Annotated in this window: 20 protein-coding genes; 1 reads left to right on the top strand and 19 read right to left on the bottom strand. The window is 49.8% G+C overall.

The genetic code is table 11. The features are described from left to right. Positions 1–119: 119 nt before the first annotated feature. The 7 genes from AC58U0_RS14460 to AC58U0_RS14490 all read right to left on the bottom strand — a co-directional run bounded on the left by AC58U0_RS14460 (position 120) and on the right by AC58U0_RS14490 (position 7665). Positions 120–407, bottom strand: coding sequence for a stage VI sporulation protein F (locus tag AC58U0_RS14460; protein ID WP_057303561.1), 288 nt, complete (start codon positions 405–407; stop codon positions 120–122). A gap of 128 nt (positions 408–535) precedes the next feature. Further along, on the bottom strand, positions 536–802 hold the full coding sequence (locus AC58U0_RS14465) for a DUF1294 domain-containing protein (RefSeq protein WP_029197760.1): 267 nt from the start codon (positions 800–802) through the stop codon (positions 536–538). A gap of 95 nt (positions 803–897) precedes the next feature. Continuing rightward, positions 898–2217 (bottom strand): alpha-L-fucosidase, encoded by a 1320-nt coding sequence (locus AC58U0_RS14470; protein ID WP_497379647.1) that lies wholly within the window; start codon positions 2215–2217, stop codon positions 898–900. A gap of 383 nt (positions 2218–2600) precedes the next feature. After that, positions 2601–4646: an ATP-dependent DNA helicase RecG gene (gene recG / locus AC58U0_RS14475; protein ID WP_497379648.1), complete on the bottom strand. Its 2046-nt coding sequence runs from the start codon at positions 4644–4646 to the stop codon at positions 2601–2603. Between the two features lie 3 nt (positions 4647–4649). Further along, complete coding sequence (locus tag AC58U0_RS14480; RefSeq protein WP_497379649.1) at positions 4650–5507, bottom strand: DegV family protein; 858 nt, start codon at positions 5505–5507, stop codon at positions 4650–4652. 35 nt (positions 5508–5542) lie between these two features. Beyond that, positions 5543–7276 (bottom strand): DAK2 domain-containing protein, encoded by a 1734-nt coding sequence (locus tag AC58U0_RS14485; protein WP_497379650.1) that lies wholly within the window; start codon positions 7274–7276, stop codon positions 5543–5545. 29 nt (positions 7277–7305) lie between these two features. After that, the gene (locus AC58U0_RS14490; protein ID WP_057303556.1) at positions 7306–7665 is read right to left on the bottom strand and encodes an Asp23/Gls24 family envelope stress response protein; all 360 of its coding nucleotides are present in this window, start codon (positions 7663–7665) and stop codon (positions 7306–7308) included. Between the two features lie 344 nt (positions 7666–8009). Between AC58U0_RS14490 and rpmB the strand changes: the two genes are divergently transcribed. Continuing rightward, positions 8010–8198, top strand: coding sequence for a 50S ribosomal protein L28 (rpmB, locus tag AC58U0_RS14495; protein WP_029197753.1), 189 nt, complete (start codon positions 8010–8012; stop codon positions 8196–8198). Between the two features lie 94 nt (positions 8199–8292). Here the strand turns inward: rpmB and spoVM are convergent, their stop codons facing one another. The 12 genes from spoVM to coaBC form a co-directional block, all read right to left on the bottom strand. Next, positions 8293–8373, bottom strand: a complete 81-nt coding sequence (gene spoVM, locus AC58U0_RS14500) for a stage V sporulation protein SpoVM (protein ID WP_036634233.1) — start codon at positions 8371–8373, stop codon at positions 8293–8295. A gap of 346 nt (positions 8374–8719) precedes the next feature. Further along, positions 8720–8965: a hypothetical protein gene (locus AC58U0_RS14505; RefSeq protein WP_497379651.1), complete on the bottom strand. Its 246-nt coding sequence runs from the start codon at positions 8963–8965 to the stop codon at positions 8720–8722. A gap of 17 nt (positions 8966–8982) precedes the next feature. After that, the gene (gene rpe / locus AC58U0_RS14510) at positions 8983–9633 is read right to left on the bottom strand and encodes a ribulose-phosphate 3-epimerase (protein WP_497379652.1); all 651 of its coding nucleotides are present in this window, start codon (positions 9631–9633) and stop codon (positions 8983–8985) included. A gap of 5 nt (positions 9634–9638) precedes the next feature. Further along, complete coding sequence (rsgA, locus tag AC58U0_RS14515) at positions 9639–10568, bottom strand: ribosome small subunit-dependent GTPase A (RefSeq protein WP_497379654.1); 930 nt, start codon at positions 10566–10568, stop codon at positions 9639–9641. Next, positions 10568–12676, bottom strand: coding sequence for a Stk1 family PASTA domain-containing Ser/Thr kinase (gene pknB, locus AC58U0_RS14520; RefSeq protein WP_497379655.1), 2109 nt, complete (start codon positions 12674–12676; stop codon positions 10568–10570). Before pknB ends, rsgA begins: the two co-directional genes overlap by 1 nt. After that, the gene (locus tag AC58U0_RS14525; protein ID WP_497379656.1) at positions 12673–13437 is read right to left on the bottom strand and encodes a Stp1/IreP family PP2C-type Ser/Thr phosphatase; all 765 of its coding nucleotides are present in this window, start codon (positions 13435–13437) and stop codon (positions 12673–12675) included. The genes pknB and AC58U0_RS14525 overlap by 4 nt, the downstream gene beginning before the upstream one ends. A gap of 15 nt (positions 13438–13452) precedes the next feature. Further along, complete coding sequence (gene rlmN, locus AC58U0_RS14530; RefSeq protein WP_497379657.1) at positions 13453–14520, bottom strand: dual-specificity RNA methyltransferase RlmN; 1068 nt, start codon at positions 14518–14520, stop codon at positions 13453–13455. A gap of 348 nt (positions 14521–14868) precedes the next feature. Continuing rightward, positions 14869–16326, bottom strand: a complete 1458-nt coding sequence (gene rsmB, locus AC58U0_RS14535; RefSeq protein ID WP_497379659.1) for a 16S rRNA (cytosine(967)-C(5))-methyltransferase RsmB — start codon at positions 16324–16326, stop codon at positions 14869–14871. Positions 16327–16445: 119 nt separating this feature from the next. Beyond that, complete coding sequence (gene fmt, locus AC58U0_RS14540) at positions 16446–17423, bottom strand: methionyl-tRNA formyltransferase (protein WP_497379661.1); 978 nt, start codon at positions 17421–17423, stop codon at positions 16446–16448. Continuing rightward, positions 17420–17902 (bottom strand): peptide deformylase, encoded by a 483-nt coding sequence (gene def, locus AC58U0_RS14545; protein ID WP_057303549.1) that lies wholly within the window; start codon positions 17900–17902, stop codon positions 17420–17422. The genes fmt and def overlap by 4 nt, the downstream gene beginning before the upstream one ends. Positions 17903–17943: 41 nt before the next feature. Then, complete coding sequence (priA, locus tag AC58U0_RS14550; protein WP_497379662.1) at positions 17944–20457, bottom strand: primosomal protein N'; 2514 nt, start codon at positions 20455–20457, stop codon at positions 17944–17946. Continuing rightward, entirely contained in the window at positions 20457–21677 is a 1221-nt protein-coding gene (gene coaBC / locus AC58U0_RS14555) for a bifunctional phosphopantothenoylcysteine decarboxylase/phosphopantothenate--cysteine ligase CoaBC (RefSeq protein WP_497379663.1), read from the bottom strand. The genes priA and coaBC overlap by 1 nt, the downstream gene beginning before the upstream one ends. Positions 21678–21699 lie beyond the last annotated feature (22 nt).

Genomic DNA, 21699 nt, shown 5'->3' on the forward strand with positions numbered 1-21699 from the left:
AAAAGGGCCCTTTTCATCAAGGAACCCCGTTTGGGAAACGTTAGTCTGTTTAAGTAATCGATGCCAGCCATGCAAAAGGCTAACGGGCATCGACCTTGCTGGTGGCGCTTTCTGTTCGCTTATCGAAACATGGACCATAGTTTAATCAAGTGAAAGGCATTGTTTGGATCAATCTTTTGGGCTAGGATAAACTCGAGAATTTGGTTTGTTTGGCTCCCGCTCAGCTTCTCGCCGAGAATGCCGGCAGCAAGCCCTATTAGGCGCGTAACCTTTGTATAATCTTGCAAATCAGCCTTCGTAACGCCCTGCAGCAGCATCTTCATGCGTTCCTTGATTTCCGGATTTTTCATCTTGAACTTTACGCGCTCCACGAGCGCAGGATCGATGCCATAATGCTGGTAACTCAATGTTCGCACCTCCGATACCTGTCATGTTCCTATCTTATGAGTGAAAACGCGCAAACTTGACTCATGGCTTTGTATAAAAAAAGAAAACAGCCGCCGCTGCCGGTGACTGTTTGTCTATTTAAGCCATGCTACATATAAATCGCTATCAGAATAACGCATATACAATTTAGCGCAACAAGCAGCGGTATGCCAATGACGAATGAGGTATGTTTTGTCTTATGGCGCCAAACCCGCATACCAAGCCACCCGCCAATCCCGCCACCGAGGGCAGCCAATATAAAAAGACGTTTTTCAGGCACTCTACGCCCGCCTTTTTTGGCTTGTCCCTTGTCGTGTCCCATTTCTATGAACGTAACGATATTCATCAGCAGTAAATAACAGAGGAAATAAGTCAAAGTTCCATACACCTTCGTTTCCAAAAAAATAGTAAGACTCTACTATCATCTTAAAAGCGAATGCGGACACGGTCAAATGTTAATTTATTTCCTTCTTAGAGTAACTCCAACTCCACGACCGTAGCTCTTTGATCCGGCAGCGGATAGCTGGAGTGCTCAGGTCTAGCGAAACTAATGAACGCATCGTCCGGATACTGGGCGGCATTCCAAGGACGGCTTAGGAAGAGCTCGGAACCGTCAGATAGCAACCTTGCTTTCTTCACCTTACCAGCCAACCCGTTTAAGTTAATAGGGCCTACGCTTTCCTCAAACAAGTGGGCATACAGCAGATTACCCTTTTGGGTATACCTGCCCCACTCCGGTTTCGGTAAGTAGGCTTGCCCGCAGCCGTAGATGCTGTCCCCATTTTTCTGAACCCAATCGCCGATCTCTGCCAAAATGTCGAGCGACTCCTTCGGAATCTCGCCGAGCGCATTCGGACCCACATTCAAAAGCAGATTCCCATTTTTGCTAACGCACTCTACCAACTTCCGAATAAGGGTAGTGGAAGATTTATATTGGAAATCTTGAGCTGCGTACCCCCAGTTATTATTCAGCGTGATACAAGCTTCCCATGGAAGTGAATTTCCCTCGTCATCTGTCACGCCTTGCGGCGGAATGATCTGTTCCGGTGAAGCAAAGTCACCCGAATAGCTGAGCGGATTTTTAGTGAAAATAGTTCCGCCTTCTTCACCGCTTGCGTCCAATCGGTTGTCTACGATGATAAGTGGCTGCAGAGATCGAATCATCGCCATCAGCTCGGTTGCTTTCCATGTCTCCCCCTTCATGCGATCGTAAGAGAAGTCAAACCACATCACATCCAACTTACCATAGTTCGTCAGCAACTCTCTTACTTGCCCATGCATATACTGAAGGTACCGATCGAACGTCTCCGGATTTCTTGTATAGCTCTCATTATCCCGCATCGGATGAATGCGATCCCCATAAGCCGGATAATCCTCATGATGCCAATCGATTAACGAATAATAGAGCCCTACCTTTAAGCCTTCCGCCCGAAACGCTTCAATAAATTCGCGAACCAAATCTCGCCCGGCCCGTGTATTCGTTGACTTATACTCAGTGAGAGCGCTATCAAATAAACAAAACCCGTCATGATGCTTCGCTGTCAATACCGCATATTTCATACCCGCTTGTTTCGCCGCACGCGCCCACGCCTTAGGATCATAACGGACAGGATCGAATTCATCAAAATACGTTTGATAGTCCTCTACCGAGATACGCTCGACGCTGCGCACCCATTCTCCTCTAGCTGGAATGGCATACAGCCCCCAATGAATAAACATACCGAATCGATCCTGCAGAAACCACTGCGTACGCTCTGTACGTTCTTGAATAATCGGATGATTGCTTGTCATCAGCTACACACCTTTCGAATTAAATGCGTGTTTAAAAAGTCCACTTTCAGAACCGAGAAGGCCCTCCCGAAGTCCGGAGAAGGAGGAACGGAGCGAGATGTGAGTACCGGACTTCCCGGTTTCGTTCAAGATTCGATACCGAGATGCTTCCAGGAATGACTTCGTTATCAAAGTGGGCTTTTTAAACAATCTCTTTAAACTTCACAACTTTAGTCTACCAAGCCTGTGCTGTAATAGACAGGTACAAAACTAACCTTAATCAGGATATAATTAACATTCTCAGGTGTGGTAAAGGATAAAATAGTACAAAAACGCTAGGATCAGCGACTGACAGTGTCATCAGTCCATCCTAGCGTTTTTGATTATTTTAGTTATAAGTCTGATTAGTCCAACACTTCGCTGTCAAAAATATGAGAGCGCTGCAAGTAGGCCCTCAGCGGCATGAATGAGGCGCCCGTCCAGAAGGACGAGTCACCGACAAGCTCAGCCGCATCATCGCGCGCCTGCTCCATGACTTCAAAGTCCGCCATCATATCGGCGATCCGGAACTCCGGCAGCCCGCTCTGCTTCGTACCGAAGAAGTCCCCCGGCCCGCGCAGCTCTAGATCGCGCCGGGCAATCTCGAAGCCGTCGGTCGTTTCGGTCATCGCCTTCATGCGCTCCTTGCCGACCTCCGTCTTCGGGTCGGCGATGAGCACACAGAAGGACTGGTGCTCGCCGCGGCCCACCCGCCCGCGCAGCTGATGCAGCTGCGACAGGCCGAAGCGGTCGGCGTCGTAGATCACCATCAGCGTGGCGTTCGGCACGTCCACGCCAACCTCGATCACCGTGGTCGACACGAGCGCCTCCACGGTGCCTTCCTTGAATGCGCGCATGATCGCTTCCTTCTCCTGCGCGCTCATTCGCCCGTGCAGCAGGCCGATCCGCATGTGCGGAAAATGCTGCTGCAGCTGAATGTGGACGTCGATGGCATTCTGCACGTCCAGCTTGTCCGACTCTTCGATGAGCGGACAAATGATATAGGCCTGCCGCCCTGCGGCAACCTCGCGTTGAATGAAGCCGAGCACACGCTCCAGCATCGCATGCTGAACCGCGTACGTCTTGATCGGCTTACGCCCCTTCGGCAGCTCACGCAGCGTCGAAACGTCCATGTCGCCGAAGGCCGTAATCGCCAGCGTGCGCGGAATCGGCGTCGCCGTCATCGTCAGCACGTCGGGGTTCATGCCCTTGCGCCGCAAGATGCTGCGCTGGTTCACCCCGAAGCGGTGCTGCTCGTCCGTCACGACAAGCCCTAGCTGGCGGAAGTAGACGTCCTCCTGGATAAGGGCATGCGTGCCGACCAGCACGTCGATCATGCCCATCTGCAAGGAGGCCAGCAGATCCCGCCGCTGGCGATCGGTAGAGCTGCCTGTCAGCAGCGCAACCTGCAGCCCGTAGGGCTCGAACAGGCCGCTCAGCGAGCGCATATGCTGCTCAGCCAGAATCTCCGTCGGCACCATCAGCGCGCCTTGGTAGCCAGCCTTTACCGTCGCGTAGAGGCCTATGGCCGCGACGATCGTCTTCCCCGCACCGACATCGCCTTGCAGCAGTCGGTTCATGGCGTACGGCTCCTGCATATCGTGCAGGATCTCGCCTACGACCTTCTTCTGCGACTCCGTCAGCTGGAAGGGGAGCGCGCGCACGAAGGCGCGGACAGCAGGCAAGTCCACCTGCTGCTGGAGCCCGTCCGCACGGCTGCGCGTCACAGCGCGGTAAGCCTGCAGCTTGAGCTGGAATAGGAACAGCTCCTCATAGACCATGCGCCTGCGCGCCTGCTTGCCTTCCTCCACGCCGCTCGGCGTGTGGATGACCGCTAGCGCCCTGCTGCGCGGCATAAACCCATACCTGCCGGTAATACCAGCCGGCAGCACTTCACTGATCATGGCGCTGTACTGCGTCAGCGCCTGCTGAATGACCTTACGCATCCACTTCTGCGTAACAGAGCCTACAACCGAATACACCGGCTGTATAGTGCCGGTATTGGAATCGCCTTGTCCGGGAAACTCCGAATCGGACACGCTCATTTGCCTGCGCTTGCCGTCCCATTTGCCGGTGAGTATAATCTCCTGCTGCGGCCGCAAGCGGTCCTTCAAGAAGTGGCGGTTAAACCACACCGCCGTCAGCAGGAACTCATCGACCATCACCTTGCAGGATAGTCGGGATTTGCCGCTGTAGCGCTGCAGCACCGGCTCTCCGATGATATACCCCTTCACAGTGACGCGGTCGCCGTCCTTCACACTAGCTAAATCACGCACCGTGTAATCCTCATACCGGAATGGCACATATTCCAGTAAATCCATAACCGTAAAAATGCCCATGGAGTTGAGCTCAAGTGCCTTCTGAGCGCCCACTCCATGGACTTCGCGTACTTCAAATTGATTCAAATCCATATTTTACACCGTACTCGCGAACGCTGCGATGGTGCCTGGTCCAGCGTGTGCGCCAATAACAGGCCCCAGTGTAATGTAGTCCACATGCTCCACAACAAATTGCTGCATGATGGCTGCGCGCAGCTGCTCCGCACCTTCCAAATTGTTTGCATGAGCAATGTGTAAACTGCGGATTGTCTTACCGGGTACATCCGCCGCCAACAGCTCAAGTATTCGCGCAACCGCTTTTTTGTGACCGCGAACCTTATCAATCGCAGCCACTTCGCCCGCTCGATCCAGAGAAAGAATGGGCTTTATGTTTAGCAAAGAACCGAAAAGAGCAGATGCTTTGCCGATTCTTCCGCCTTTTTGCAAAAATTCTAGCGTATCTACGAGGAAGTATATGTAAAAGTTCTCTCTCATCGTTCGTACAAGCTCTAAAATCTCATCGACACTTTGCCCCGACTTAGCTGCTCTGGCAGCAGCTACAGCAAGAGCGCCAATCCCATAGGAAGCCGAGCAGGAATCGAACACATGAACCTTGCCTGACGAGTCCTCCAGCATCGTGGAAGCCAGCAGCGCTGACTGGTACGTTCCGCTCAGCACTGATGCCAAATGAATCGAGATAACCTCCGTATCCGGCTTTTCAAGCAAGCTCTGATACAGGTCCAGAAACTCAGCAGGAGACGGCTGTGACGTTCGGGGAAAGTGAGGTGACGAGGCCAGCTTCGGATAAAACTCCTCAGACTGCAGCGTCACCGTATCTAAATATTCTTCATCTCCAAAATGGATCTTGAGAGGCACCATCTCGATGTTAAGTTCTTGTCTGAGTGCCAAAGGTATGTCGGCCGTGCTGTCCGTTACGATACGAATGTTTGTCAACAGGGCTCACTCCATTTCACGAATTTACTCCACTGCTATTCAACGGAAAACAGGTACGCATACAAAGGCTGTCCGCCAGGATGGAGCTCAATTTCTATTTCGGGATAAGCCGCTTGAATGAACGCCTCTAGCTCCTGCGTCTCTGCATCGACCGCATCTTCTCCAGTGAGGATAGTGACAATTTCACTGCTTTCTTCAATCATTTCCTCCAGCAGCTTCTTACAAGCATCCAGGAGACTCGGCTGTGAAGATACAATGCGCCCATCTTGAATGCCAATAAAATGGCCCTGTTTGATGTCAATACCGTCCATGTTCGTATCGCGTACAGCGTAAGTAACTTGGCCCGATTTTACACGTCGAAGCGATTCACTCATGGCCTCCGTATTTGTTTTGGCATCCGCCTTCTCTTGGAACGCCAGAATGGCTGCAAGACCCTGCGGAATCGATTTAGATGGAATCACAATCAGTGTTTTGTTGTCTACCAGTTGGGTGGCTTGCTGCGCAGCCAAAATAATATTGGAATTGTTGGGCAGCACATAAATGGTGTCTGCGTCAATACTGTTAACCGCATTCACAATATCCTCAGTGCTTGGGTTCATCGTCTGACCACCAGACAGTACGACATCGACGCCTACGCTAGATAAAATATCGGTAATGCCATCACCTAGAGCAACTGCAACGAAACCATACGGCTTGCTTGGCGTTACAGCTGTGGCCGTGGTAGAAACAGGAGCTTCGTACCCTTCGGTCATATCTTCCAATATATGTGAATGCTGATCGCGCATATTTTCAATTTTGATACGGCTCAGAGCACCGTAATTCATGGCTTGGTTCATCACTTCCCCCGGGTATTCGGCGTGAATATGAACCTTCACTAACTCGTCATCGGCTACAACCAGCAGCGAATCCCCCAACTTGCTCAGTTGATCACGGAACGTGCCTTCATCGAAAACAAGTCCTTTGACCTTGCCTGGAGCAATCGTCAGCATAAATTCTGTGCAGTATCCGAATTCGATGTCTTCCGTGGCCAAATGTGCCTGTGCGGGAAGATGTGCGTGCACTTCCTTCGCTAGGTTCATGCCGGGAACGAGTGAAACCGAACCAAGTGTTGTATCCATCGTAGCATAGTCATCGTTCACTTGAACCAGACCGCCGCTTAACGCCGCTACAAAGCCTTCATAGACACATACAAGCCCTTGTCCGCCTGCATCTACCACACCGACCTGTTTGAGCACAGCAAGCTGCTCAGGCGTTCTAGCGAGGGCTTCCTTCGCTTTGCCCAGAACCTCCTGCATGAGATCAAGCAGGTCGCTTCCACGTCGATACTGTGTGGCGTGCTTAGCTGCTTCTTTCGATACCGTCAAAATTGTTCCTTCCACCGGCTTCACAACAGCTTTGTAAGCTGTCTCTACGCCTTGCTGCAGAGCGCCCGCGAATTGCTGTACATTTACATGCTCAAGATCATGCACATGCTTCGCGAAACCGCGAAACAGCTGTGACAAAATAACCCCTGAGTTACCTCTTGCGCCCATCAGTAAACCTTTGGACAATGCATCAGCTGCTTTCCCAATATGGGAGGATGGCTTCTTTTTAAGTTCCTCACAACCCGCAGTGAGTGTCAAATTCATGTTGGTGCCGGTATCTCCGTCGGGTACAGGAAAAACGTTCAATCCATTAACCTTATCTACATTTCTGCGAAGGTTATCCGCACCCGCCAAGACCATGGCAGTGAAGTCATTTCCATTTATTGAAATAAAGCGCTTACTCAAAGTGATTCCCCTTCCTGGTTATCGGGCTTTTACTTGGCTACACGAACGCCTTGAACAAAAATGTTCACATCGTCCACATGAAGCCCTACTACGTCATTCAAAATATATTTGACTTTCGTTTGGACATTACCTGCGACTACGGATATTTTCGTTCCATAGCTGACAATAATATAAAGATCAATTTCGAGTCGCCCGTTTTCATGGCGGACTTCGACGCCGCGGCTTAAATTGTCCCGGCCTAGCAATTCAGCTATTCCGTCTTTCAGTTGCTTTCTCGTTGCCATGCCAACAAGTCCATAACAATCTAACGCAGCGGATCCCGCCAGTGTTGAAATCACTTCATTGGTAATATACACTTTTCCGTACTCGGTTGTGAGTTCAATTGGCATTATCTAACAACTCCTTCAAGTTTCGCTTTAGCAAGACTAACTTTGTAAGCATTCCCTTTCCTGTTTTGCTTTAGCAAATTCGACTTTATAAGTCAATTTCTATGTACTTGGAATGTGGGCTAATCTTCATTGTACTATAACATACTGAATAAATAAACGGCAAAAGTGCAGGTAATTCGTTGACTAGGCTCCTTTTGCTATGCTATTATATTTAAGTGTGTTTTTGCTGGTTATATTTTGAATCGCAACAAACCTAACAATGTCTAAAATTATGGAAAGCTGTCATGTCAAGCTTAGGCTTGCCACCCAGGCTGCTTTGTATACTGCCCAAGGAGGTGTCAAACATGTCCCGCAAATGTTTCATTACAGGTAAAAGTCCTTCTTCAGGAAATCACGTGTCCCACGCTAACAATAAAAACAAGCGTACTTGGGGAGTTAACGTTCAAAAGGTTCGCATCCTCGTTGATGGCAAACCAAAACGGGTTTACGTAAGTACTCGTGCGTTGAAATCCGGAAAAGTGGCTCGCGTTTAATTTGTAGCTGCGCATATTCTTATGTGAAAGACAAAAAGCACCTTATCGGTGCTTTTTTTGCATTTCTGGGGAAATGGAGTAAGTATGTGTTAGCCTAGTTTTTACTAAACGTATTAAGTACGGCTTTCACGAATCCACCCAAAAATCTTGGTAGTTTGATTGTGTAGAACTTCATTCTCTACCCCTCCTTAGAGTTTTCGTCAGAAAACAGACTTCATGAGCATTCGCTTAGAGTTTTCGTGAGATAAACCTCTACCGAGGTCTTACGAAGATGAGCGACCGCGCTTAGAGGAAGGCAGAAAACTGACTTCATGAGCACAGACTTCAAGTTTTCAGAAGAAACTTACGTCGTAAGCATATGCTTCACAAGTTGCATGACTGCTCCTTAGCATCGTTACAACAGTATATGCCCGGACCGTGAAAAAGTGCCTTCTATTTTTACTTTCTCCCACAATTCGCTCGCTTCCAGAAAACAAAAAAAGCTACAAGAGCGCTTCACTCTTGTAACTATATGTATGCGGCTATGGGGCAGTTATGCCCAGTTGCGTGTAAAGCGCATAAATTAAACTGAAAATAAAATAGAAGAGAACAGCAATAACGATGAACCAAATACGAAACCCAATCTGCTCAAACCGACGGAAAAATCGCATCCCTACATACAAGGCGCCAAGCGAGAATATATACTTCGAGACATCATGTATATTTGAGAAACACGCCAAGAGGATTGCACAAAGCAGACTGTACACCAATAACCAGAGAAATCTCATCGTCCTTCGTTCCCCCTCTACCCGCGTATTCGCCTGATAGCCTCGGCACGATCGGACTGCCCGAACACAGCATTACCGGCAACCAACACATTGGCTCCAGCCTCCACCACCTGGCGAGCCGTCACCTCGTTAATACCGCCGTCCACCTCAATATGAAGCCCGTCCAATCCCTTAGCATTCGCTTGCTCACGCAGTGCGCGAATTTTGCTCAGCATGCCAGGAATGAAAGCCTGTCCGCCGAATCCAGGATTGACCGTCATTATAAGCACAAGATCCAACTGCTCATCGAGTACATGCTCAATTAGTGAAATCGGGGTTGCAGGATTCAGCACAACCCCCGCTTTGACCCCGCTTTGCTTAATAAGATGAAGCGTCCGATGCAGATGCGTACAAGCCTCTACATGGACGGATATCAAATCGGCACCCGCTTTTACAAAATCAGGTATATAGCGATCTGGCTGCTCAATCATCAAATGAACATCAAGCGGCAGCTTGGTCACTGGGCGTATCGCTTCAACAACAAGTGGACCAATTGTGATATTGGGTACGAAATGGCCGTCCATGACATCCACATGGATCCAGTCGGCTCCGCCAAGCTCCGCATCCTTAATCTCTTCCCCAAGTTTAGCGAAGTTGGCTGATAAAATAGAAGGTGCTACGTATACCATCCGTCCTAATACCTCCTCTTCCGATCCTTGATTTCAGTTAAAAACAGCAAGTAATGATCATAACGAGAAGCTGCAATCGTCCCCTCGGCTACCGCATCACGAACCTTGCAATCCGGCTCATGCAGATGCAAGCAGCCTCTAAACCTACAGCCCTCCGCTATCGCGGCAAACTCCTTAAAGCAGCTGCTAAGGCCCTCCGCTTCGACTTCCATAAAGTCTAACTGGCTGAACCCCGGCGTATCGGCTACAAGGCCGCCATTCGTGAGCGGCATCAGCTCAACATGACGTGTTGTATGCTTTCCTCTGCCTAATCTCTGAGAAATGGCATTCGTCTCCAGATTAAGACCACTAATCATCGCGTTAAGCAAGGAAGACTTACCCACACCAGATTGTCCAGCAAAAACACTGACGGCTCCGTCCAAATGATGCAGAATCGCTTCCACACCTTCCTGCAGCTTAGAACTCGTCTTCACTACCGTATAACCGATTCCCTCATAGAGCTTCGTAATCAGCTCCAACTCAGCAACCGTCATTTCTTTGGGAACGGAAGATTCATCATCTTCTGTTAATAAATCACTTTTCGTGAAACATAACAAAACATCAATGCCCGTATTTTCAATATGGACCAGAAATTTATCTAACAACTGCAAATTGAGAACAGGCTCTGTCACCGAAAAAACGAGCACAACCACGTTTACATTGGCGATTGGAGGTCGTATGAGCTCCGAAGTGCGTGGAAGGATTTCCGTAACGGTCCCTTCCCCATTCTCCGTTTCCGCGTACATAACGCGATCTCCTACAAGGGGGGTTATGTTTCTGTTTTTGAAAACGCCTCTTCCGCGGCAAGTAACCGTCTTGGCTTCACGGAGATCGGCCTCCTCAGGCAACACGTAATAATAGCCGCTCAGCGCTTTTACGATATATCCTTGCGGCATTACGGTGTGCCTCCAGCAGGTGGTTTAGCGACAGTGCCGCCTGTTTGCCCATTTCCAGTGCCGCCAACCGGAATAGCCGGTCCATTGCTTTGCTGTTTAGGCGTTGGCGATGGTGACGTGGAAGGACTAGGTGATACTGTTTTTCCATTTTTTTGATCCAAGTAGTCTTGATAGGTGCGAGTAATGGAGTTGACCAAGTTATCTCCTTCTTTAATCAAGATGACAGCTTTCTTATCTGGAGAAACAATGACTTTGACATCCATATTCTGAGGCTTCGATACTTTTTCTGTTTTGTACTCGAAGTTCTCATACTGGGCATCGCTTACGACAATTTTGAATTCGGAATCTTTGCCCTCCGTCGTTGGTTTAACAGCAATACTTACCGTAAGCTGTCCGGCATCCTCCGGCAATCCGTCGCTAATGATCAAAGAAATCTCAGAGCCAACGGATACATCCTGGTTTTTTTCAAAAGGAAACTGTTTAACAACCTTCCCTTTCGCGACTTTGTAGCTTTTCTCACGAGTAACGCCATTCACAGGGAGCTTAAGATTCAGCTTTGTGAGTTGGGCCTTAGCTTCTGCTTCCGTCATTCCGACGAGATCCGGCATTTTGAACGTTTCTTTGGCTTTGCTGACGGTAAATGCAATTACCGCTTTGTCGAGCTCAAACTCTTCGCCAGCCAGAGGGGATTGCTTCAAAATCAAATCTGGAGCACCATCATTCGTCTCTTGTGTAATCGTAATCTGCTCATCCTTGATGCCGAGGGCTTGCAGCTTCAGCTTAACATCCTTAAATGGTTGCCCTGCATAATTTTCCATCTTGATTTTGGGCGTACCCTTACTAACATACAGCGTCACTTTGGTGCCCACATTCATTCTCATCCCCGTAGGATCTTGACGAATGACAATGTCTTTAGCCAGCTTGCTCTCCAAATCATATTCAACCGTGGAGCTGAGTCTAACCGCCGTCAATTCAGCTTGAGCTTGAATCAACGGTTTGCCTGCCACATTGGGAACCTCGACGGTTTCAATCGCAAACATCCCTTTCACGTACCCGACCATATACCACATAGCGCCGAGCACCATTAACAGAACGACGATCCAAATTAACGGCTTAATCCACCCTTTCCCTTTGGAAGGAGCAGGTTCTTCCCGCCAAGCAGGTTTCTCGGGCTCATCATCATCCTCGAACTGTCCGAGTTGGTCGGCGCGAATCGCAGGCATCACTAAGGTACGCTCTTCATCCATCCCATCCGCATCCCAGAAAGCTACCTTCGCTTCATTCCGGCGATCCGGATTCAAACAGGTATCGAGATCTGCCATCATTAGCTTCGCTGACTGGTAGCGTTCTTCAGGCTTTTTGCGCATGGCTCTCAAAATAATGTTTTCCACGCTTTGCGGAATGAGAGGATTCACTTTACGCGGTTCTTCCACATCTTCCTGCAAATGCTTCAAAGCTACAGAAATCGGGCTCTCACCGAGAAAAGGCAGCCGAGCTGTCAGCATTTGATACATCACGATACCCAAAGAATACAAATCGGATTTCTCCCCTGTATTCGTCCCTTTGGCATGTTCCGGTGAGAAATAGTGCACAGAACCGACAACTGATCCGGTTTGCGTTATGGTGGAAGACGTGGCAGCCCGTGCGATACCGAAATCCGTCACTTTAACACGGCCGTTTTTGCCGATCAAAATATTGTGCGGTTTGATATCCCGATGAATGATTTCATTATGGTGGGCGTGATCGAGGGCATCTGCAATCTGACTCGCGTAGTGAACCGCATCTTCGACCTGCAGCGGTGCTCTCTCTTTGATGACATCATTCAAGGTCGTGCCTTCTATGTATTCCATCACAATATAATGCACGTCTTCTTCTTGTCCGACGTCATAAATACTGACGACATTAGGATGAGAAAGTGAAGCGGCTGCTTGAGCTTCTCTACGGAAACGACGAATGAATTCTTCATCGTGCACATACTGCTGGCGCAGTACTTTCACAGCCACTTTACGATTTAATAATAGATCATGCCCTTTGTAGACTAAAGCCATGCCGCCTCCGCCAATGCGATCTAAGATTTCATAGCGGCCTCCAAGCTTTCTACCGATCAATTCCCATCACCCCTTTTTTCGTCCGAATCATGATCGTGCGCAAGTAAAACGACCGTCACATTATCGTCTCCACCTTCATCAAGCGCGCTTTGAATCAACTGTTCCGCTGCATCTTCCATACGTTCATGTGAGTTGACAATTCGTAAAATGTCGCCGGAATCCACCAATCCGCTTAAACCATCCGTACAGATCAGAACGATATCACCCGGACGCCACGCGTACTCATAGAGATCCACCTCTACGCCCGGCTCTGTGCCGAGTGCGCGAGTAATCCAGTTACGTCTAGGGTGATGATCGGCCTCTTCGATGGTAATCTGCCCGTTCTTGACAAGCTCATACACCAAAGAATGATCTTCCGTTAGTTGTGTGATCGATTCATCGGTGATCTTGTAAGCGCGACTGTCACCGATATGTCCAATAATAAGAAGCTCTTGCGAAGCAATAATGGCAACAACCGTCGTGCCCATACCATGATAACTTTCTTGGCCTGAGGCGAATTCATAAATTTTCTCATTTGCCTTTTCAATGGCTTCCTTCAGCACTTGCTTACAAGCTTCCACAGACATTCCCCAATGGATCGATTGCAGCTGATCTGCAATCATTTCGATGGCCATTTGGCTGGCGATATCACCAGCTTGATGTCCCCCCATGCCATCAGCCACAATAGCCAAAGATAGGCCATTGAGATCATGATGGATGGCGGCTCGGTCCTCATTCACTAAACGGACTTTGCCAATATCGGTACGGCTTACCATCTTCATCCGGATTTCACCTCATTACTTGTTCTCCATATGCTTCGCGCGCAGTTGTCCGCAGGCAGCAGCAATGTCACTACCTTGTTCACGACGTATGGTGGCATTAATTTTGCCCTTCTCAAGAATACGCTGGAAAGTGAAAATATCATCCCTAGGCGTACGTTTGAAATCCCGTTCGGCCACGAAATTCACAGGAATCAGGTTCACGTGGCTAAGCGGCATATCCTTCAGCACTTGCGCTAGTTCCTCTGCATGTTCAGGCTGGTCATTTACTTCCCCCATAAGGGCATATTCAAACGTAATTCGTCTGCCGGTTTTGGCAATGTAATATTTACAAGCTTCAATTAAATCTACGAATGGGAATCTACGATTGACAGGCATCAGCTTGGATCTGAGCGAATCATTCGGCGCATGAATAGATATCGCCAGATTGACTTGCAAATTCTCATCGGCGAACTTATAAATGTTCGGCACAATACCACTCGTCGAAACCGTGATATGGCGCTGTCCGATGTTCAGACCTTTGGGGTGAATCATGACACGAAGGAAATTCATGGTCGCTTCATAATTTTCAAAAGGCTCGCCAATACCCATAATCACGATGGAAGAGATTCGCTCCTCTGTCTCATCCAGCAATTTCTGAGCTTTAACAACTTGGGCCACAATCTCACCCGGTCTCAAATCCCGCTTCAAGCCGCCCAACGTAGATGCACAAAATGTACAACCTACTCGGCACCCTACCTGCGTTGTTACGCAAATACTGTTGCCGTAGTTGTGCTTCATGACAACTGTTTCAATGGCATTCTTATCTTCCAATTCAAATAAAAACTTGACCGTACCGTCCTGCGACTGATACTTGGCAATTTCGGAAAGCGTAACGAACTCAAACTGATCCTTCAGTTTGTCACGCAGCGACTTCGGCAAGTTCGACATTTCATCGAAGCTGAATACCCGCTTAATATAAAGCCAATCGAAAATTTGCCCGGCACGAAAAGAAGACTCGCCGTTCTCTTTCACCCAGCTTTGCCATTCATCCCAATTCAAATCATATACAAACGGTTTATCTTTCTCATAAGGCTTATTTCCCACATTTATCACAACCTGTTGTTATTTGTCCTGATTTTTTGCTAATCGTATGTTATTTTATCACAAAGCGGGAACGAACACACGTCCCCGTGGTCAGCAGCTGCGGACGATAGGGCATTTACGTGGCCGAATAACCGTCAACACCAACCTAGACCACCCAAGCATTACCTGCAAAAAGTGCAGCTAAATCGAATACTTAGCCCTTTTTGAGGAAATTAACTGTAAAAAGTGCAGTTGAATCAGACTTAATTTACTCTGAGATTAGGTCATTTTTGCTGTACAAAATGCAGTTTGCACCCAAGTAAATACAGTTAAACCAAAAGAACCGTTGCGCAGCATGCGCGCGACAAGCTATACACGTTTGCGCAGCCGTGCGATGAAGAACCCGTCGGAATGGAACTGCTGTGGCAGGATTTGCACCATACCGGCTGCGGCAGCCGCAGGGTCAATACTTGCGAAAACATCCGCCGGCAGCGGCGCTAGCTCGAACTCGCTATGCTCGGCGAGGAAGCGCTCAACCATGCCCGCGTTCTCCGCATGCTCAATCGTGCACGTGCTGTAGACCAGCACGCCGCCCGGCTTGAGCAGCCTATGCACTTTGCTCAGAATAGCATGCTGCAGCTCGCTAATCGCGTCGATCTCCGCCTCCTGCTTCGCCCACTTCAGGTCAGGCTTGCGGCGAATGACCCCAAGGCCCGAGCAGGGCGCATCGAGCAGGATGCGGTCAAATGACTCCGCCGCAAAATGTTCGTCCAGCATCGCAGCATCCATCACCAGCGTCTGGATCGACGTCAGTCCCAGACGCTCCGCTTGATCTGCGATCAGCTTCTGCTTGTGCTCGTGCAGATCACAAGCCCAGATCTTGCCCACATCGTCCATTTTCTCGGCGATGTGCGCGGTCTTGCCGCCAGGGGCGGCGCAGCAGTCCAGCACTGTCATGCCTGGACGCGGATCTAGAGCTTCGGCGACGAGCATCGAGCTCTCGTCTTGAATCGAGAAGTCCCCATGCTGGAAGCCGGGTACTAACGCCATGTTCCCGGCCCCCTGCACAAGGATGCCGGCCGGGGCCAGCTCTGACGCTTCCGCGCTGAGGCCGCTGCCTTGGAGCTGCTCCAGCAGCTCCAAGCGACTGCGGCGCCTCGCGTTCGCGCGAATGCTGACGTGCGGCGGCTCATTGTTCGCCGCACAGATCTGTTCCGTCAGCTCGGCACCCAGCTGACGGATCCATCGGCGCACGAGCCATTCCGGATGGGAATGGCTCAGCGCGATGCGCTTCACGTCGCCGAGCGCAGCCGGCAGCGTGAGCTCAGCTTTGCTGCGGATGACTGCGCGCAGCACGCCGTTGACCATGCCCGAGATGCCTTGGTGGCCTCGGCGCTTCGCGATATTGACCGCTTCGCTCACGACCGCATGGTCGGGGATGCGGTCCAAATAATGCAGCTGATAGAAGCTCAGCCGCAGCAAGCATCTCACCCAGGGCTCGAGCTTCGCGAGCCCCTTGCTGACGAAACGCTCCAAAAAGAAATCGATCGTATTTTTCCGTCCGATGGTCCCATAAACAAGCTCCGTTGCAAGTCCAGCATCGGCACGTTCGAGGGCATGCTTTTGCAATACCTGATTCAGCAGCAAATTGCTGTACGATTGATTTTCTTCAACCCGAATCAACACATCCAGCGCCGCATCACGGGCAGAATGCTTAACAGCGCTGCTCTTCGCAGCGCCTGAGGATGATTTTGGAGCAGAGGGCTTGCCGGCCCCCTGCGGTTTTATTAGTCCGTTTTGCGGACGATTTGGTTTTTGCGTTGACAAATCGAATACCTCATTTTTAAGTTGAATAGAAAGTATACGGTGTATACTTTAGCTTCGCATCAACCTTGACAAACGCGTTCGCCCCAAAGGGACGACGAAGTCGTTTATCCATGGTTGCTTTAGTTACTGTGTCCGAATACCGTACCAGCAGGGATTTGCACACCTCGTACGAACTCTGACACGGGCATCGCCTTTTTGCCTGAAGGTTGGATCTCAGTCAACCACAGCGTACCTTCACCCGTCATCACTTCAATGCCCTGCTCACTACTGCCAAGTACAGTTCCAGGAACAGGTGCGTCTCCGCTGATTTCGGAGAAGCTTCGGCTTCTTGGCTCCGAAGAACTTTTCGGATTCGCGCTAGCCCACACTTTCATAACTTCCCCGTTCCAGAGCGTGTAAGCGCCGGGGAAAGGGTTTAAGCCGCGCACTTGATTCCAAAGCTGGGCGGCAGAACGCGACCAATCGATCAACTCGTCCTCCCTGCGGATATTCGGAGAATAAATGGCATCTGCCTCATTTTGTGCAACCGCTTGAATACGTCCTGCCAATAAATCAGGCAATGTACGCTTAAGTAGATCAGCACCGGCAATACTTAGCTTTTCAAATAATGAACCCGTCGTATCCGTATCTTCGATCGGAAGCTCCACCTTTGAAATCATATCGCCGGTATCAAGACCTACGGCCATGTACATAATCGTCACGCCAGTTACGGCTTCACCACGAATAACAGCGTGATGAATCGGCGCTCCGCCTCGGTATTTGGGCAGCAGCGAAGCATGGATGTTAATACACCCGTACTGCGGCAAGTCCAAAACCGCTTTAGGCAAGATCTGTCCGTAAGCGGCTGTCACAATCAAATCCGGTTTTAATTGTCTCAAAAGCTCAACCGAGTCCGCTTGACGCAATTTCTCCGGCTGAAGCACCGGAATCCCATGCTTTTCGGCTTCCACCTTAACCGGAGGCGGCGTCAGAACGCGCTTGCGTCCTTTCGGCCGGTCCGGCTGTGTGACAACCGTCGTCACGTTATAGCCTTCCTCCAAGAGCAGACGCAAGGAGGGTACTGCGAAATCCGGCGTGCCCATGAAAATAATGTTCACTCGGAATCTTCCTCTTCTTCAGCCGTATACGTTTTGGTTGCAAGATCCGTAAACAGAACACCGTTCAAGTGATCAATTTCATGGAAAATGCAGCGAGCCAGCAAATCCGTACCCGTCACTTCAATCGGATTTCCATCACGATCTTGACCTTTGGCCGTAACATGGAGCGGCCGAAGTACATCGCCGCGAAGTCCGGGAATACTTAAGCAGCCTTCCGGCCCCAATTGTTCACCGCTGGAAGTGACTACCTCAGGATTGACCATTTCAATCAATCCGCCGTGTTCTTCTCCGCAATCCATGACGATAACGCGTTTAAGAATACCGATTTGCGGGGCAGCAAGACCCACGCCCTCCGCTTCATACATCGTGTCTGCCATATCATTCAGAAGTTTATGCAGATTGGAATTAAATTTTGTAACCGTGACGGCTTTCTCACGAAGCACTGGATCTGGATCTTTAACAATAATACGAATAGCCATAATGTGCACCTACCTTTGAAGTCTTCTCTATTTGGGGTTCATTACATCAAATATTGCGGGTCAACATCCACGCTAATCAGCAGCTTTTCTTTCGCTGAGCGCTCTTCAAACCAAGCCACTGCTTTAGCAACGATCTCTGCAGCCTGATCTTCCCCCCGATATTTTACCACGCATTGGAATCGATATCTATCTTTGATTCGTGAAATCGGCGATGCAACAGGTCCTAACACGTCCATTTGAAAAGATTGATCTGCGGGCAACGTGTTCGTAAATAAATCAACCTGCTGGGCCCGATACGTATGGGCAATCTCTTTCAATCTCGTTACAAAAGCCTCCGCAGAACGTACCAAGAGCGGAACCTGCTCATGCGAAAAAGTAACCAGAATCAACCGCTGATAAGGCGGATAGCCTAAATTTGCACGTATATCAAGCTCATGGTTCGCAAAAGCGATATAATCGTGCTTGCTTGCATATTGCACACTATAATGTTCGGGCGTGTATGTCTGGACGAACACTTCCCCTTGCTTTTCATGACGACCCGCCCGGCCTGCAACCTGTGTTAACAACTGGAAAGTCCGCTCCGCTGAACGGAAATCCGGCAGATTAAGCACCGTATCCGCTGCGATAACCCCCACTAAGGTCACGTCGGGAAAATCCAGCCCTTTGGCTACCATCTGCGTGCCAAGCAGCACATCCGCCTGCTTCTCGCGAAACATCGTCAGCCATTTTTCATGTGAACCTTTCTCCGTCGTGGTATCGACATCCATGCGGATGACCCGAATCCCGGGGAAAATCTTACTAAGCTCCTCTTCAACACGCTGTGTTCCTGTACCAAAATGACGAATATGCTCCGACTGGCAGCTAGGACACTGCGTAACCTCTCGCTCCGCATAGCCGCAATAATGACAACGCAGCATGCGCGAGCTTTGATGATAGGTAAGTGAAATATCACAATGCGGACATTGCGAGACGAAACCGCATGTACGGCACATAACGAACGTCGCATATCCGCGCCGATTCAGCAGTAAAACAATCTGTTCTTTCTTTTGTAACCGATCTTCGATCGCTTTATACAAGGAACGGCTGAACATAGAGCGATTTCCATTTTTTAGCTCCTCACGCATATCGACAATAGCTACTGGGGGCATTGGTCGGCTGGCCACGCGTTCCCGCATCGTCAACAACCGAAAGGGAGGTTTCTCCCTGTCGCGGCGTCGCCTTGTCTTCTCTATACTTTCAAGAGAGGGAGTTGCAGAACCGAGCACAACGACGGCGTTTTGCTGCTTTGCTCTTTGAACCGCCACATCGCGGGTGTGATATTTAGGGCTCTCCTCCTGCTTATAAGAAGATTCGTGCTCTTCATCAATGATAATAAGACCAATTCTCGTAAAAGGAGCAAAAATCGCCGAACGAGCGCCGATTACAACCTTCACTTGCTTGCGCATAATTTTACGCCATTCGTCATACCGCTCGCCATTCGATAACCGACTGTGCAGGACGGCGACCAAATCGCCAAACCGCCCTTTAAATCGTTCTACCATTTGTGGCGTCAGAGATATTTCAGGAACAAGTACAATCGCTTCTTTATCCATGTCCAAGCACTGCTGAATGGATTGTAAATACACTTCGGTTTTACCGCTACCCGTAACCCCATGCAGCAGAAATACCTCATTCCGTTCTTCCGCTACAGCATCCCGAATTTCCGCGAAGACACTGCTCTGCTCTTCCGTTAAGGGAAGCGGCTTCGTCCGCGTGAAAGCCCGACCCGCATAGGGGTCGCGCATGACTTCGACCTCGCGCAGTTCAATCCACCCGCGATCCGCCAAGCTTTTGACTGTGCTAGCGCCGACCTCCACTGTTTCCATCAGCTCCGTAAGCCGAATCGCGTGTGGATGCTCCATCAAGTAACGCAGCACATCCTGCTGTTTGTTAGCTCTGGCGGGTAGCTCGGCCAAAGCCTCTTCCAATCCACTGCCTCCAACTGGAGGGAAAACGGTCAATGCTTTCTTGGTATTCATTCGGTCTTTGACCACTTGCACTTCTGTCAGGATACCGGCGCTCAGCAGTTGTTTAATGAGGGCGCCGTCACTTGCAAAACGCTCCATCAAAGCATCCATCGAGACTGAGCCTTTGGACTTTACGAAACTAACTATCTCTTGGAGATCCGACATGTCCAGCAGCGATTGCTCGCCAGACTCCTCTCCGACCCCAATCGCACGTTCATATTTCGCTTTAAGCGCAGCAGGCAGCATCGCCTGGAGTGCCGTAACTTCATGGCATAAGTACATGCGGCTGACCCACCGCCCCAGACTCACAAGTTCCTCCGTGAGCGGAGGAACCAAGTCCAGGACGTTCTGAATCGCCTTAATGCGAGTCACATCCACCTGTGTTTCCTCATGCAGTTCGACAACAAAGCCTTGCAGTACCCGAGGGCCGAAAGGCACGCCAACGCGACTGCCCACTTCAACCCATTTGCTCAGGGATGCGGGTACTTCATAGTCGAATGCCCGATTCGTTTGTTTCGCTGGGACATCGACAATGACTTTGGCGTACATCAGGATTCCCCCGCTGCGGTATGCATACGATCCGCCGCAAGCCCTAGCAGTCTACGTGCCACATCTTTCTTACTCTGTATAGGCAGGGCCTCTACGAGCCCATTACGATCATAAAACCGCACCACATTCGTATCTCCGCTAAAGCCCGCACCTTCCTGTGACACATCATTGCCAACGATGAGATCACAGTTTTTACGGTTTAGCTTGTCCATCGCATGCTCGTCCAAACGCTCCGTCTCCGCAGCAAACCCGATGACGAACTGATGCTTTTTGAGCATACCTATTTCCTGTAAAATATCCGGATTTTTAATCAGCTCCAGCGTTAGCGAATCCGACTTCTTTTTGATCTTTTGCTCTGAAATAACAGCTGGGCGGTAATCGGCAACCGCAGCTGCCTTAACAATGAGGTTGCTTTCATCTAAACGAGCTAGCACGGCCTCTCTCATATCCAAGGCAGACTGAACATTGATTAGCTGAACGCCCTCAGGTGCGCATAAAGCGGATGGGCCTGATATCAACGTCACCTTGGCTCCCATACGCACCGCTTCTTCAGCGATAGCGTAGCCCATTTTGCCGGAGGAGTCATTCGTAATGTACCGTACCGGATCAATGCGTTCAACGGTGCCTCCAGCAGTTACAAGGACACGTTGTCCTTCTAAGCGCCTAGCATTTCCCTTAAAGTGCTGCTCAATCGCAGCAAGAATCTCCTCAGGTTCAGCAAGCCGTCCTTTTCCAACGTAACCGCAAGCCAACTGGCCTTCACCCGGCTCGATAAAACGCACACCACGGCTCAACAGCGTCTGCATATTATGCTGTACCGCTGGATTCGCATACATATGCACGTTCATCGCAGGCGCTACCCATATCGGTGCCATGGTTGCAAGCAGCGTCGTACTGAGCATATCATCACCGAGACCAAGCGCTAACTTGCCGATCATATTCGCTGTTGCAGGCGCAACAAGCACGAGGTCAGCACTATCCGCCAAGTTGATATGCGATACAACCGAAGGGTCTTTCTCATCAAAGGTATCCACAAAAACATGATGACGAGACAGCGTTTGAAACGTTAACGGCGCTACGAATTGAACGGCCGATTTGGTCATAATAACACGAACAGTTGCACCGGCTTGTGTCAGTTTACTTGTTAACGCAGCAGCCTTATAAGCGGCAATGCCTCCGCATACGCCGAGCACAATCGTTTTGCCATGCAGTACACTCATAGGTATCCCCTTTCTACGCACA

This window comes from Paenibacillus sp. J31P190, assembly GCF_059692075.1.